Annotated in this window: 13 protein-coding genes; 5 read left to right on the top strand and 8 right to left on the bottom strand. The window is 75.0% G+C overall.

The window, feature by feature from the left end; genetic code table 11:
• Positions 1-23: 23 nt before the first annotated feature.
• Together C7Y72_RS07275 and C7Y72_RS07280 are read right to left on the bottom strand one after the other, a co-directional pair.
• Positions 24-473, bottom strand: coding sequence for a hypothetical protein (locus C7Y72_RS07275; protein WP_107568109.1), 450 nt, complete (start codon positions 471-473; stop codon positions 24-26).
• Between the two features lie 4 nt (positions 474-477).
• A complete protein-coding gene (locus C7Y72_RS07280) occupies positions 478-1,146 on the bottom strand; it encodes an EcsC family protein (RefSeq protein ID WP_154734009.1) in 669 nt (222 codons plus the stop codon).
• 61 nt (positions 1,147-1,207) lie between these two features.
• Between C7Y72_RS07280 and C7Y72_RS07285 the strand changes: the two genes are divergently transcribed.
• From C7Y72_RS07285 to C7Y72_RS07295, 3 genes are all read left to right on the top strand, one after another.
• The gene (locus C7Y72_RS07285) at positions 1,208-2,071 is read left to right on the top strand and encodes an alpha/beta fold hydrolase (RefSeq protein ID WP_158276705.1); all 864 of its coding nucleotides are present in this window, start codon (positions 1,208-1,210) and stop codon (positions 2,069-2,071) included.
• A gap of 39 nt (positions 2,072-2,110) precedes the next feature.
• Positions 2,111-3,187, top strand: coding sequence for a L,D-transpeptidase family protein (locus C7Y72_RS23695; RefSeq protein ID WP_199223871.1), 1,077 nt, complete (start codon positions 2,111-2,113; stop codon positions 3,185-3,187).
• Between the two features lie 85 nt (positions 3,188-3,272).
• Positions 3,273-4,721: an alkaline phosphatase family protein gene (locus C7Y72_RS07295; protein WP_199223872.1), complete on the top strand. Its 1,449-nt coding sequence runs from the start codon at positions 3,273-3,275 to the stop codon at positions 4,719-4,721.
• Here the strand turns inward: C7Y72_RS07295 and C7Y72_RS07300 are convergent.
• From C7Y72_RS07300 to C7Y72_RS07315, 4 genes are read right to left on the bottom strand one after another with little or no spacing between them, the layout of a single operon-like run.
• Positions 4,718-5,929 carry an Nramp family divalent metal transporter gene (locus tag C7Y72_RS07300; RefSeq protein WP_107568113.1) on the bottom strand — a complete coding sequence of 404 codons (1,212 nt, stop codon included), beginning with the start codon at positions 5,927-5,929 and terminating at the stop codon, positions 4,718-4,720. The genes C7Y72_RS07295 and C7Y72_RS07300 overlap by 4 nt on opposite strands.
• Positions 5,930-5,955: 26 nt before the next feature.
• Complete coding sequence (locus C7Y72_RS07305) at positions 5,956-7,860, bottom strand: galactose oxidase early set domain-containing protein (RefSeq protein WP_107568114.1); 1,905 nt, start codon at positions 7,858-7,860, stop codon at positions 5,956-5,958.
• A 46-nt stretch (positions 7,861-7,906) separates the two neighbouring features.
• Positions 7,907-8,719 carry an HNH endonuclease family protein gene (locus tag C7Y72_RS07310; RefSeq protein ID WP_199223873.1) on the bottom strand — a complete coding sequence of 271 codons (813 nt, stop codon included), beginning with the start codon at positions 8,717-8,719 and terminating at the stop codon, positions 7,907-7,909.
• 56 nt (positions 8,720-8,775) lie between these two features.
• The gene (locus tag C7Y72_RS07315; RefSeq protein ID WP_107568116.1) at positions 8,776-9,693 is read right to left on the bottom strand and encodes an oxygenase MpaB family protein; all 918 of its coding nucleotides are present in this window, start codon (positions 9,691-9,693) and stop codon (positions 8,776-8,778) included.
• 63 nt (positions 9,694-9,756) lie between these two features.
• Between C7Y72_RS07315 and C7Y72_RS07320 the strand changes: the two genes are divergently transcribed.
• Complete coding sequence (locus C7Y72_RS07320; protein WP_107568117.1) at positions 9,757-11,025, top strand: PucR family transcriptional regulator; 1,269 nt, start codon at positions 9,757-9,759, stop codon at positions 11,023-11,025.
• Positions 11,026-11,027: 2 nt separating this feature from the next.
• Entirely contained in the window at positions 11,028-11,669 is a 642-nt protein-coding gene (locus tag C7Y72_RS22735; protein ID WP_158276706.1) for a TetR/AcrR family transcriptional regulator, read from the top strand.
• 21 nt (positions 11,670-11,690) lie between these two features.
• On the opposite strand, the gene C7Y72_RS07330 is transcribed toward C7Y72_RS22735, so the two are convergent.
• Together C7Y72_RS07330 and C7Y72_RS07335 are read right to left on the bottom strand one after the other, a co-directional pair.
• Positions 11,691-12,710 (bottom strand): LLM class flavin-dependent oxidoreductase, encoded by a 1,020-nt coding sequence (locus C7Y72_RS07330; protein WP_107568118.1) that lies wholly within the window; start codon positions 12,708-12,710, stop codon positions 11,691-11,693.
• Between the two features lie 27 nt (positions 12,711-12,737).
• Complete coding sequence (locus C7Y72_RS07335) at positions 12,738-14,000, bottom strand: cytochrome P450 (RefSeq protein WP_107568119.1); 1,263 nt, start codon at positions 13,998-14,000, stop codon at positions 12,738-12,740.
• Between the last annotated feature and the right edge of the window lie 71 nt (positions 14,001-14,071).

The raw sequence follows: 14,071 nt of genomic DNA on the forward strand, positions 1-14,071 counted from the left end.
GGCGCCGGTCCCGCCGCGTAGGGTCAGCCCGAGCCGTCCGCTCCGGGAGCCCGGACGCCCGCCTGCGGCGCCGCCTCGCCGCGCTGCAGCGCCGCGACGTCGCGGCGCCACAGCTCGCGCTGGATCCGCCAGCGGCCGAAGCCGATCACCGACCGCAGCGCCACGAAGGTCAGCAGCACGAACACGACCGCGACCGCCAGCGCGCCCTGCACCGGCCGGCCGGAGTTCACGACCTCCTCCGCGGCGCCCCGCCAGTCGACGCCGACGACGGTGGAGACGGCGAACGCGATCAGCAGCACGGTCGTCAGGCGCCCGACGAGCTCCAGCGCCTGGTTCAGCCGGGTCAGCTGCGCCCACGTCAGGCGGCCGACCGTGTGGCGCTCGAAGAACGTCGCGCGGCGGGTGCGCTCGGGCGTCAGGCGGCGGGCGACGAGCCGCGAGGCGCGCGCGGCGACCGTACGGGCCCGGCCCACGCGCTCACCCGCCGTAGAAGTGGATCGCCCGGTCGGCGATCGCGCGCGTGTCGCGCTCGTTGGAGACCGCGTTGAAGACGGACGCCACGCCCGGGATCAGCCGTCCCGCGACGCGCGTGCCCATCTGCTTGCCGACCATGTTCATCAGCGTCCGCGTGAGCTTGCGGTCCTGCGAGTCGGTGATCTTCTTGTCGACGAACGCGCTCGCGACCGGGGTGCCCGTCCCGTCGAGCGCCGCGCGCGCCTCCGCCGGATCGGGGTAGAGGCCCTGCAGCACGAGCAGCTCGGCCGGGCGCATCGGGTCGTAGGGGTCGAACCCGTAGGCGCCGGCGACGTAGAAGACCACGCGCGACTGGATCCAGGCGAGCGCCACGAGGTCGGGGACGACCGTCACCCAGCCGCCGAGCCCGGTGGCCGCCCCGCCGAAGCGGGCGAGCGTCGCGTGGCGTCGCTTGGCGCGCTTGGCCAGCTCCTCGGGGCCCATGCGGAACTCGCGGCGCATCTGGTCGAGCCAGACCGTGGCCGACGGCGCGTGCTGGTCGGCGGCGGCGAGCGCGAGCGTCTCGGGGGCGCGGACCGGATCGGCGCGCAGCCGGTCGATGATGCCCTCCGGGATCAGCGGGCGGTCCCCGTCGTCCCCGTCGTCGGCGTGGTCGGGCGGCGTCGTGGACACGCACGGAGGATCGCAGAGCGGCGCTTGCACGGCGTCTGGCCGCCCGGCCAGAATGGCGCTCGTGAAGCAGCCCCTGATCGAGGAGCGCCGCACCTACGGCGACGTCACGACCCGCGTCCTGGAGCTGCCCGGTGCCGGTCCGCCGGTGGTGCTCTTCCACGGCTACGCCGACAGCGCCGACACCTGGCGGCCCGCGCTGGACCTGCTCGCGCGCGAGGACCGTCGCGTCCTCGCCGTCGACCTGCCGGGCTTCGGTCACGCCGACCGCCTGGACCGGGACGAGCCGATCCTCGAGCAGCTCGACCGCTTCGGCGCCGCCGTCGTGCGCGAGGTCGCCCGCGAGCACGGCGACGTCACCGTCTGCGGCAACTCGCTCGGCGGCTGCCTGTCGCTGCGGCTCGCGCAGGACCCGCAGCTGCCGATCGCCGTCTGCGTCCCGGTCGCGCCCGCCGGGTTCGACCACCCGCTCTGGTTCCGGGCGATCGAGGGGGACCGCTTCGTGCGCCTCGCCCTGCGCGCCCCGCTCCCCGGGCCGGTCCTGCGCTCGGTCGTCGGCGAGGCGTACCGGCAGCTCGCGTTCGCCCGCCCGCGCGACCCGGGCGCCGCGGTCGTCGCCGCGTTCACGCAGCACCTCGCGACCCAGCGTGACGTGCGGCGCATCCTCGCCACCGGCAGCCGCATGCTCCCGGAGCTCTCGCGACCGTTCCGGCTGCGCGAGATCGGCGTGCCCGTCGTGCTGATCTGGGGTGACCGCGACCGGATGGTCGCCCACCGCGGGTCGCGGCACGTCCTCGCCGCGCTCCCGGACACCCGGCTGGAGCTGCTGGAGGGGATCGGGCACTGCCCGCAGGTGGAGGCGCCCGTGCGGTTCGTCGACCTGCTGCTCGAAGCCGCGCCTGCAAGCGCGCTTGCGGCCGGGCGCTGACCGGCCCGGGGGACCGGGGGCGCCCGCTACCCTCGACCGGTGAAGAACCGCCGTCTCGCCCTGCTGTGCGCCGCCACCGGCGCCCTCTCGCTCACCTCCGCGGGTGCTGCGACCGCCCAGGACCCCGCCGCCACGCCGACCCCCGCGGCCACGCCCGCGCCGGCCACGACGACGCCCGCCCCGGAGCGCCGGATCGCCGACGGGATCACCGCCGGGGGCGTCGCGCTCGGCGGTCTGACGCTCGACGAGGCGGCAGCCCGGCTCGAGCAGCTGCTCGGCGCGAAGGTCCGCCGCAACGTCGTCCTGAAGGTCGGCGGCCGGACCTTCCGGCTCGACGCGCAGACCGCGAAGCTCGAGTTCGACACCGTCACCACCGCCAAGCGCGCCCTGTACGCCAAGGCGCCGGGCGGCGCGGGCAGCGGCGGCACCGCCGCCGGCTCGGCCGTGCCGCTGGCGATCACCAGCTCGACGCTCGCGATCCGCTCCTGGGCGCAGTCGGTCGCCGGGAAGGTCTCGCGCGCGCCGCGCGACGCCGAGCTGCGCATCGGCCTCAAGCGGCTCGACGTCCGCGCCTCGAAGAAGGGCCGGCGGCTGGACTGGAAGGGCACCGAGAAGCTCGTCAAGGGCGTGCTCGCGGACGCGAGCACCTCGCGCGTGCTCAGCCAGAGCGTCAGCGCCGTGAAGCCCGCGGTCACCTACGCGACGCTGCAGCGCCGCTACTCCACGGTCCTCACCGTCTCCAAGAGCGAGTTCAAGCTCCGCGTGTTCAAGCGCCTGAAGTTCTCCAAGAGCTACGGGGTCGCGGTCGGGCAGCCCGCCTACCCGACGCCGTCCGGGCGCTTCGCGATCCAGAACAAGCAGGTCAACCCGACCTGGTCGGTGCCGAACTCCCCGTGGGCGGGCGAGCTCGCGGGCACCACCGTGCAGGGCGGCACCGCCGCCAACCCGCTGAAGGCCCGCTGGATGGGCATCGTCAACGGGGTCGGCATCCACGGCACGGGCGAGGAGTACTCGATCGGGTCGCGGGCGTCGCACGGCTGCATCCGCATGCGCGTCGCCGACGTGATCGACCTGTACCCGCGCGTGCCGGTCGGCACGACCGTGCTGATCCGCTGAGCCACCGCCGCCGCGCGCGCCAGGTCGCGTGAACGCGACGTGAACGCCCCTGTCCCGCGGCGCGGTCGTGGGGCAGGATGACGGGGTGACGCGCACACGTCTGCTTTCGTCGCGGCTCGCCGCGCTCGGCCTGCTCCTGCTGGCCGCGATCACCTGGGCGCCCTCGGCGGCCCGGGCCGCCGGTCCTCCGGACATCCGCCACGTCTGGACGATCGTGCTCGAGAACAAGGACTACGAGGACAGCTTCGGTCCCGACACCGAGGCGCCGTACCTCGCCCGCGAGCTCACCGCGCGCGGCAAGCTCCTGACGAACTACCACGGCACCTCGCACGCGTCGCTGGGCAACTACCTGACGCTCGTGTCCGGCCAGGCGGTGAACGTCGTCACGCAGGCCGACTGCGCGATCTTCAGCGACATCTTCCCGGGCACCCGCACCCCGGACGGCCAGACGCTCGGCGCGGGCTGCGTCTTCCCGCGGTCGGTCCGGACGATCGCCGACCAGCTGCAGGAGCGCGGCCTGCGCTGGCGCGGATACATGGAGGACATGGGCAACACGCCCGGGCAGCCGCCGACCTGCCGGCACCCGCGCATCGGGGCGGTCGACGACACGCAGGCCGCCCGCGCCGGCGACCAGTACGCGACGCGGCACAACCCGTTCGTCTACTTCCACTCGATCATCGACGACCCGGCCCGCTGCGCCGAGCACGTCGTCCCGCTGGATCGTCTCGAGCAGGACATCGCGCGGCCCCAGACGACCCCGAACTACGCGTTCATCACCCCGGACCTCTGCAACGACGGGCACGACGCGTCGTGCGTCGACGGGGGTCTCGGCGGCCTGCCCGCGGCCGACGCGTTCCTGCGCCGGTGGGTGCCGAAGATCCTCGCCTCACCGGGCTTCGCGCAGCACGGCATGCTGATCATCACCTGGGACGAGGCGAACATCGACCCGGACTCCTCCACCGCGTGCTGCGGCGAGCCGACCGGGCCGAACACGCTCGCGCCCGGCCTGCTCGGGCCGGGCGGCGGTCGCACCGGGTCGGTCGTGCTGTCGCCGTTCGTGCAGCCGGGATCGCGGACCGACACGCCCTACAACCACTACGCGCTGCTGCGCTCCGTCGAGGACGTCTTCGGCCTCGACCACCTCGGCTACGCGGCGATGCCCGGCCTGCGCGCGTTCGGCGAGGACGTGTACGACCGGACCGCGCCCGCCCCGGTGCCGGCCGGTCCGCCGCGGTGCGTGTCCGCCCGCTCGGGGCGCGTGGTCGCCGCCGCCCGGCTGCGGCCGTCGGCGCGCGGCGTGCTGCTGACGTTCCGCGCGCGGCGCACCGCGCGCGTACGGATCACGGTCACGCACCGCTCGGGCCGCCGGGTGACGCTGCGCCGCCTGACGCGGGTGCGCGCGTGCCGCGCCTACCAGGTGCGGCTGCCCGACGACGTCGTCCGGGCGCGCGTCGTCGGGGCGGGCCGGACGGTCGCGGTCGCGCGCACGGCGAGCGCCGAGCACGACGAGGAGGCCGAGGGCGCGGCGTCCTAGCCGGCGATCGTCTGGACGAGCAGGAAGACGTTCAGCGCGACGATCAGGGCGGCCACGATCGCGGCGACCGCGGTCGTGACCGGCCGGTTCACGAGCGCGCCCATGACCGCGCGGTCGCGGGTGATGAGGACGACCGGGATCAGCGCGAACGGGATGCCGAAGCTCAGCACCACCTGGCTGAGCACGAGCGCGTCGGTGGGGTTGATGCCGAGCGCGAGCACGACGAGGGCGGGCGCCATCGTGATGCCGCGGCGCAGCGCCAGCGGCAGCGTGCGGTCGATGAACCCCTGCATCACGACCTGGCCCGCGTAGGTGCCGACGCTCGAGGACGCCAGGCCGGAGGCCAGCAGCGCGAGCGCGAACGCGAGCGCGGCCCCGCTCCCGACGAGCGTGTCGAAGCCGGCGTGGGCCTCCTCGATCGTGTCGACCGGGACGCCCCCGCCGAAGAACAGCGAGGCGGCGATCACGAGCATCGACATGTTCACGAGGCCCGCGATGCTCATGGCGATCGTCACGTCGATCCGCGAGAACCGCAGCAGCCGACGGCGCTCCTCGTCGTCGCGGGCGACGACCCGGTCCTGGGTCAGCGCGGAGTGCAGCCAGATGACGTGCGGCATGACGGTGGCGCCGAGGATGCCGGCGGCGAGCAGGACGCTGTCGGTGCCCTCGAACGACGGGACGAACCCGGCCGCGGCGTCCCCGGCGTCGAAGCCGATCCGCAGCGTGTCGTAGAGGAAGCCGCCGAGGATCACGAGCAGGAAGCCGACGATCGCGACCTCGAAGCGCCGGTGGCCGCGCGCGGTCAGCCCGAGCACGACGAACGAGACGGCGGCGGTGATGAGCCCGGACGCGAACAGCGGCACGCCGAACAGGAGGTTCAGGGCGATGGCCGCCCCGATGAACTCGGCGAGGTCGGTGGCCATGGCGATCAGCTCGGCCTGGATCCACAGGCCCCAGCGCACCGGTTCGGGGTAGCGCTCGCGGCAGAGCTCGGCGAGGTTGCGCCCGGTCGCGATGCCGATCTTCGCCGTGAGGTTCTGGATCAGCATCGCCATGAGGTTCGCGGCGAGGATCACCCACAGCAGCAGGTAGCCGTACTCGGCGCCCGAGGAGATGTTCGTGGCGAAGTTGCCCGGGTCGACGTAGGCGATCGAGGCGACGAACGCGGGGCCCAGGAGGGCGAGACGGCTGCGCTTCGCATCGAGCACGACGCGAAGTTTGGCACATCAAAAAATCAGCGGACGGTCGTCCAGCGCGCGACCGACGGCGCGCCGTCCTCGCTCAGCGCGAACAGCATCCACGGGCCGGGCGGGGCGACCGACGGCCGCCGCGGACCCTGCACCGTGAGCACCGTCCGCGTCCCGACGGTCCGGCGGCGCAGGACCCGGAGCTCGACGAACCGCTGGTTCATGTCGAGCGCGTGCGTCGTCGCCGACGGGGCGAGCATCGTCACGCGCTCGGGCGCCGGGCCCGTCACCGTCAGGGTGAAGGACCGCCGCGCGCCCACGCGGCGCGGCCCCGCCACGATCCGCGGACGCTCGCCGCGGAACAGGTACGGCGGCTCGTACAGCTCGGCCGTGTCCCCGTCGCGGTTGGGGTTGGCGTCGTCGCCCGCCGACCAGACGCGGCCGTCGGGCAGCAGCACCCCGACCGAGTGGTAGGTCCGGTCCTCGCGCTGCGACGGGCCGAGCCGCCACCGCTTCGTGCGCGGGTCCCACAGCTCGACCGCGCGGTTCTTCGGGTCGGCGGTGAACGCCGCGTCCCGCTTCGTGATCCCGGTGCCGCCGCCGAGCGTGACCATCGACCCGTCCGGCAGCAGCACGGTGTTCGGCCAGTTGCGCCCGCGGTGCTGGGAGGGGGACGGCTCGAAGCCGCGCGCGCTGCGCCGCTCGTCGAACGTGACGGTCGTGCGGTAGGCGGGCTGGTCCTGCCCGGTCCGCGACGGGGCGAGGAAGTCGGCGCCGCCGATGAGCATCGCCTCCGGCGAGGCGCCGGTCCGCGACGGCACCGGGACGAGGTTGCCGCCGCCGCGGTCGGCGGGCAGCGGCGACGTCGCCTTCCAGGTCAGCGTCCGGGGGTCCAGCAGTCCGACGTCGCCCTTGATCGGGCCGGCGAGCAGCACGCGCGAGGACGGCATCAGCAGCATCCCCGGGTACGTCCAGGTCAGCCGGTCGCCGCTCGGGGCGTGGGCCACCGTGCGGCCGTCGGCCGAGATGATGTCGAGCGTCTGCGTGAACGACGTCGGCTTGTTCGCGTCGAAGCCGCCGAGCACCGCGACCCGCCCGTCGGCGAGCTTCACCTGCGTCGGGTACCAGCGCGGCACCGTCATGTCCTGGGAGCGCGCCCAGGTCTCGGTCCGCGGGTCGAAGATGAGCACGATCTTCAGGCCCGGCGGGTTCGTGTAGCCCTTCTGGAACCAGCGCAGGTCCAGCGTGCCGCCGGTGACGAGCACGCGCCCGTCGGCGAGCAGCAGCTGGCCGGAGCAGTAGAGCGGCACCCGCTCCTGGACGCCGTCCCCGTCGACGTCGATCAGCGGCGGCGGCACCGGCTTGAACGCCGACGGCCCGGTGCCCTTCGCCGGGTCCCAGATGGTCGCCGCGCCGCTGGTCTGCTGGTGCGAGGTCGGGTTGGCGGTGATGATGTGCTGGGTCCAGTCGAAGCCCCAGAACAGCACCTTGCCGGTCGGCATCAGCGTCGCGTGGATCGCGTAGTGCGGCAGGTCGGAGGTGTCCGCCGACCAGCGGCCCAGCCGCCCCAGGGCGGCCTTCGTGCGCGGCTGGCGCGGCAGCGTGGAGCAGCGCTGCTGCCCGGTCGGGCGCCCCAGCGGCGGCCGCGGCCGCTCCTCGAACTGGTTGGCGGCGCCGCGCGGCCGGCACGGGTCGAAGCCGGGATCGCCGTCCGGGGCGGGCGGCAGGACGGCCTGACGCTGGGCGAGGTGCTGCAGCGCGTGCTCGCGCCCGAGGATGCTCGTCTCGACCGCGAGCTGGACGCGACCCTGCGCGTCGAGCGTGCGCGTGTACAGCCCCGGGTTCTCGACCCGGGGTCCGTGGGCGCTCGCGGGAGCGGCGGCCATCCCCAGGACGGGGATCGTGCACGCGACCAGACCCGTGAGCGCGAGCCCCCTGAAGCGCGCTCCCATGCGCGGCACTGTAGTGGCGGCGCGGACGGCGCGCGCCGCCCGCGTCTCACCCGGCGCAGCGGCGTCGCATGTCCGCCTTGTCGGCCGGGGTGACGGGCAGGCGGTAGCGGGTCGCGACGCGCGCGATCCGCACGACGTACGCGCAGCGGATCGCCCGGTTGGGCGGCAGCCAGGACGCGGGGCCCGACGCGTTCTTGCGCTGGTTGGCGGCGCCGTCCACCGCGAGCAGGTTGAGCGGGTCGTTGGCGAACTGCGCGCGGCGCACCGCGGGCCAGTCGCGGGCGCCGAGCTGCCAGGCATAGAACAGCGGGATGACGTGGTCGATCTGCACCTCGGTCGGGCGCGCCTTGGAGAACTCGATGGTGCGACCCGTGTACGGGTCCGGGAGCAGGCCGTCGAGCACGACGCAGTCGCGGCCGGTCGCGTCGGGGGTGCCGGGGCGCAACGTGGGGGCGCGCAGGTCGCGGCGCAGGACGTCCTCGCGGGTGCGGCAGTCGTTGCCACCCCAGGTGATCGGGGCCTCGTCGGTCCAGTCGGGGCCGAACGCCTCGCGCGCGTAGCCGCCGCGACCGCGGCGCGGTCCGGTCCGCACGCCCGCGATGAGCGCGCGCACGCGCGGCGCCTCCGCGGCGGTCGGGGGTGTCAGGCCCGGGTGGACGCCGAGCACGTCGGCGACCGCGCTGCGCGGGGTGGGCGCCTGGCCGGGACCGGTCCGGACGGGCGCGACGCGCACCGCCCCCGCGGGCGCCGGGGTGTCGTCGTCGGCCCGGTCGGCGCTCGCGCCCGCGCGCGGGCCGGTGTCCGCGCAGGCGCCGAGGGCGAGCACGGCGAGGAGCAGGGGAAGGGCGCGCGCGGGCACCACCCCATGGTGGCCCGTGCCGCGGCGGCGTGGGCGCCGTCGTGCAGGACGGTCGCTCAGGCGGCGGCGGGGACCCGGGGGGTCGGCGTCGCCGCGGTGCCGGAGCCGAAGCTGCCGCGCGCGATCTCGCGGTGGCGCCAGCGCAGGTAGTCGGGCCCGAGCGTGCGCGCCACGCGCGGGAGCACCGGGGTCGTCGCGCGCGAGGCGGCGCCCAGCGCCTGCAGCTCGCGGCGCTGGCCGGGGGTGAGGCGCAGGTGGAGCTTGCGCTGGGCGCTGACGGGCAGCAGGCCGATCGTCGCGAGCTGCAGCGTGCGCGTGGCGGGCAGGCGCAGCGCCTTCCAGGTGCGCGGCCCGAGGCCGGGGACGGGCGGGGCGGCGGGCTCGACGATCGTGCGGAGCACGAGGTCGACGACGTCGTTGCGCTCCAGGCGCGTGTCGACGATCTCCTCGACGTAGGCCTGGAAGCCGCCCCAGGTGGCGGGGAGGTCGCGCTCGCGGATGCCGAGCAGCCGGCCGAGGCCGCGCCACTCGCCCCAGAACCGCTCGGTCTGCGCGGGGCTGAAGGGCCGGCCGAACCGCTGGTGCGCGCCGACGATCGAGACCGCGAGCGTCGCGTGGACCCAGGCGTAGGCCTCGGGCTCCAGCGCGTGGTAGCGGCGGCCCTGCGGGTCGACGCCCTTGATCCTCGTGTGCATCGCGCGCATCCGCCGGCCGGTCTCGGCGGCGCGCTCGGGGCCGCCGTAGACGAGCAGGTTCACGTAGTCGAGCGTGCGGAACAGCCGACCCCACGGGTCGGTGACGAAGTCGGAGAACTCGCGCACGCCCCCGGCGACGGTCGGGTGGGCGACCTGGAGCATCAGGGCGGTCCCGGCGCCCGTCATCGCGCGGGCGTCCCCGGCGCGCCGCCAGGTGATCGACGACGCGTCGACGGCGTAGCGGTGGGCCTCGGCGGGATCGGGCAGGACGGACGCCATGCCGCGATGGTACTCGCATGCACATCTGAGTACCACCCCTCGCGTCTAGGATCGCCCCAGCGCATGCGCACCGTGCCCGCCACCGACGACCGCCAGGAGCTCGCCGAGCCCGCCCGCGCGGCGATCTCGGCCTCCGCCGCCGACCTCGCCGCACGCATCGAGGAGGTCCGCGAGCTCGTCGACGAGCGCATCGTCGGCAGCGTCGCCGACCTCGCCGTCGGCGGCGACGAGCTGTTCGAGAACCTCGCCGCCTCGACCCGCGCGCACATGGTCCTCATCTCCGGGATGCTCGGGGCCTGGGCCGACCCCCGGGAGGCGCACCCGCCGCCGGAGTCCGTGCGCTGGGCGCGGGACTTCCTGCGCGTCGGGGTGCCCGTCGACCGGCTCATGCGCAGCTACCGGCTCGGGCACGCCGCGTTCTGGGCCTGGTGGCAGGAGCGCCTGCGCGAGCACGCCGACGACGTCGACGTGCTCGCCGAGGCGATCGCCGCCACCTCCGCCTGGACCTTCGCCTACGTCGACGCGGTCCTGCAGCCCCTGATCGACGACCACGTCGAGCAGCAGTCCCGCGCCGGCGCCCGGGCCGAGAGCGTGCGGATCGCCGAGGTCCGCGCCCTGCTGGACCGCAGCGCCCCGGCCCCCGATCCCGACCGCGCCGGTGCCCGCCTGCGCTACCTGCTCCGTCGCGGCCACGTCGCGTTCGTCGCCGTCGCCGTCCCGGGCGCCGACGGGGGCGACCCGGACCCGCAGGCCGCGCTCGAGCGGCTCCCCCGCACCCTCGTCGAGCAGCTCGCGCTGCCCGAGCCGCCGCTCGTCGTGCCCGCCGCCGGGGACGCCGTGCACGGCTGGATCGGCGGGCGCGCCCTGCCCGACCCGGCCGACCTCGCCGCCCTGCGGCTGCCCGGCGTCGTGCTCGCGTTCGGGGGAGCCGGGGACGGACTCGACGGCTTCCGCGACAGCCACGAGGAGGCGCGCGAGGCGGCGCGCGTCGCGCGCCTGTGCGGCCGTCGCCCCGGCAGCACCGTCACCTACCGCGACACCGCCGTCCTCGCCCTGCTGACCGCCGACGGGGACCGCGCCCGCCGCTTCGCCGGCGACGTCCTCGGGGCGCTGGCCGACGACAGCGACGGCTCGCGCCGCCTGCTGGCCACGCTCGCGGTCTTCCAGGAGGAGCAGCTGAGCTTCGCCCGCACCGCGCGGCGGCTCGGCGTGCACCAGAACACGATCGCCTACCGGGTGCGCCGCTGCCTCGAGCTCTGCGGGGAGGAGGACGCGGGCTCCCTGCGCCTGCGCGCCGCCGTCGCCCTCGTCGCCACGCTGCGCGACCGCTGACCGTGCCGCGCGCCACGCCCGACCCGCCCGCCGACCTCGTCACGGTCCTCGCCCGCGCCGCGACCGGCGCGGCCGCGGCCACCGACGAGACCGAGGACCGGATCCTCGACGCGGCGCTCGCCGAGCTCGCGCAGCGCGGGACGCGCGCGACGACGATGGACCACGTCGCCGCACGCGCCGGCGTCGCGCGGATGACGGTGTTCCGCCGCTTCGGCTCGAAGGCCGCGCTCGTGGAGCGACTGCTGGTCCGCGAGGTCACCCGCTTCCTCGCCACGGTGCAGCGGCGGCTGGCCGACCACGACGACCCGGTCGACCGCGTCGCGGAGGCGTTCGTGCTGTGCGTGCGTCTCGCGGCCGGGCATCCGCTCGTCGCCCGCCTGACCCGCGACGAGCCCGGCGGGCTGCTGGAGCAGCTCACCCACGGCGACCCCTCGCCGCTGGAGCTCGGCCGGTCGTTCGTCGCCGCCACGATCCGCGCCGACCACCCGAGCGCCCGCGTGCGCGACGACGCCGACGACGTCGCCGACGTCCTCGTGCGCCTCGCGCTCACCTACGTGCTCGTGCCGGGCGGCTCGGCCGCCGCGGACGACGACGAGGCCGTCCGCGCGTTCGCCCGCCGGGTCCTCGGCCCGCTCGTCACCTGAGCGGGCCGGGCCGGGCGCCGCTCAGGCGCCGGGGCGGGCGGCGGCGAGCGCCCGGACGGTGCCGAGCAGGTCGCCGCTGGGGATGCTGATCATCGTGTCGACGCCCGCGTCCGCGTACGCCTGCAGCCGCGCCGGCAGCCCCTCCGGCGTCGTGGCGATCGCGACGCGTTCGAGCAGCTCGCGCGGCACCGCGGCGGACGCACCGGCCTGGTCGCCCTCGAGGTACTTGTCCTGCACCGCCGTGGCGGCGTCCCCGAAGCCGTAGCGGGTGGCGAGGTCGACGTAGAAGTTCTTGCCCTTCGCGCCCATCGCCCCGAGGTAGAACGCGATCCACGGGCGCACGACGTCGAGCGCCTCCTCGACGGTCGGCGCGATCGCGGTCGGCGTCAGCGCCAGCACCTCGAACTCCTCGCGCGGCCGGCCGGCCGCCTCCACGGCGTCGAGCACCGGGCGGATCGTCGTCTCGGGCTGCGACGGGTCGACGAACACGCCGATCCAGCCGTCCGCGATCTCGCCGCACTGCTGCAGCCCCTTCGGCGCGGTCGCCCCGAGGTAGATCGGGATGCGCGCCTGCGCCGGCCGCGCGAGCAGTCGCAGCTCCTTGCCCAGACCGGTGCCCTCGACGCCCTCGGGCAGCTGCACGGGCATCCGCTCGCCCGCGAGCGCGGCGCGGATCGTCGCGACGTACGCGCGGGTCCGCGCGAGCGGCCTGGCGAACGGGTCGCCGTACCAGCCCTCCGCGACCTGCGGGCCGCTCGGCCCGAGGCCGAGCATCATCCGCCCGCCGCTGAGCACGTCGATCGACGCGGCCGCCATCGCCGCCGCGGTCGCCTTGCGCGCCGGGATCTGCATGATCGCCGTGCCGAGCCGCACGTGCTCGGTGCGCGCGGCCAGCAGGCCGAGCATCGACACCGCGTCCTGCCCCCACGCCTCGCTGACCCAGACGGAGTGCAGGCCGAGCTCGTCGGCCAGCACCGCCATCTCGATCTGCTGCTCGGGGGTGAACCAGGGCCAGTAGACGGTCGAGATCCCGATGTTCATGTGCCCGACCCTACGGTCCGGAGACCCTCAGCGCTCTTCGGGCGTCCACTCCGCCGGGAGCGAGCGGATGCCGTTGATGAAGTTCGCGACGAGGAAGTCCGGGTCGGGCGCCTCGATGTCGGGGATGCGCGTGAAGATCTCGCTCATCAGCGACTTCAGCGTCGTGCGCGCGACCGCGGCCCCGAGGCAGTAGTGCGGGCCGCCGCCGCCGAAGCCCTGGTGGCGGTTGGGCGAGCGGAAGATGTCGAAGTCGAACGGGTTGCCCCAGTACTCCTCGTCGCGGTTGCTCGAGCAGTACCAGAGCACGACCTTGTCGCCGCGGCGGATCTGCTGGCCGCGCACCTCGAAGTCGCTGAGCGCGGTGCGGCGCATGTGGATCAGCGGCGAGACCCAGCGGATGACCTCCTCGACCGCGTCCTCGACGCGGCCGGGCACGTCCTCGCACAGCAGCCGGCGCTGGTCCTGGAAGCGGGTGAAGGCGTAGAGCATCCCCGCGGACGCGTGACGGGTCGTGTCGTTGGCCGCCACCGCGAGCAGGACGAAGAACGCGCCGATCTCGTCGTCGGTCATCTTCTCGCCCTCGAACTCGGCCTGCACGAGCCAGCTCATCAGGTCGTCGCCGGGGCTCTCCCGCCGCTCCTCGGCCAGGTCCGCGGCGGTCAGCCGCAGGGTCATGACGCAGTTGACGAAGTGCTCGAGCGGCTCGACGCCGCCGGTGACGACCGGGTCGTTCCAGGACAGGAGGTCCTGCGCGGCGCGGATCGTCGCCTCGTGCTGGTCGCCCTCGTGCAGGCCGAAGAAGCTGCCGAAGATCCGTCCGGGCATCGGCTCGGCGACGAGGTCCACGAAGTCCCCGGAGCCGAGGTGCGCCATCTCGTCGATGAGGTCGCGGGCGTGCTCGCGCACCCAGCCCTCGAGCTTGCGCATGTTGCCGGGCTTGAACGCGTCCATCGTGATGCCGCGCAGCTGCGTGTGGCGCGGCGCGTCCATCGCGATGAACGACTGGGCGATCTCGGTCATCTCGGGGGAGAAGTCCTCCATCGTGATGCCCATCGCCGAGGAGAAGACCTTCGGGTTGCGGCTGGCGGCCTGGATGTCCGCGTACTTCGTCAGCGACCAGAAGCCGTGGACGTTCTCCTCCGGGGGCAGCAGGTCGGACTCGGCGGGCCCGCTCCAGAAGACGGGACGCTCGGCGCGGATGCGGGCGAACGCCTCGTCGCGCGCGTCGGGGTGCTGGGCCCAGAACGCCTTGGCGGCGATGTCGTGCGGCTCGACGGTGGGGGTGCTCATGGGGTGGTCCTCTCCTCGGGTGCCGCGAGGCTCCCAGCCGCGTCGCGGTGCGCGCCATCGGGGTTCCGCAG

The organism is Paraconexibacter algicola (assembly GCF_003044185.1).
In the GTDB taxonomy this organism is placed as follows: domain Bacteria; phylum Actinomycetota; class Thermoleophilia; order Solirubrobacterales; family Solirubrobacteraceae; genus Paraconexibacter; species Paraconexibacter algicola.

What these genes read in the sequence shown, in the direction of transcription:
- C7Y72_RS07305 (WP_107568114.1), bottom strand. Translation starts at nt 7,860, where the DNA reads ATGGGAGCGCGCTTCAGGGGGCTCGCGCTCACGGGTCTGGTCGCGTGC.
- C7Y72_RS07315 (WP_107568116.1), bottom strand. Translation starts at nt 9,693, where the DNA reads ATGGCGTCCGTCCTGCCCGATCCCGCCGAGGCCCACCGCTACGCCGTC.
- C7Y72_RS07320 (WP_107568117.1), top strand. Translation starts at nt 9,757, where the DNA reads ATGCGCACCGTGCCCGCCACCGACGACCGCCAGGAGCTCGCCGAGCCC.
- C7Y72_RS07330 (WP_107568118.1), bottom strand. Translation starts at nt 12,710, where the DNA reads ATGAACATCGGGATCTCGACCGTCTACTGGCCCTGGTTCACCCCCGAG.
- C7Y72_RS07335 (WP_107568119.1), bottom strand. Translation starts at nt 14,000, where the DNA reads ATGAGCACCCCCACCGTCGAGCCGCACGACATCGCCGCCAAGGCGTTC.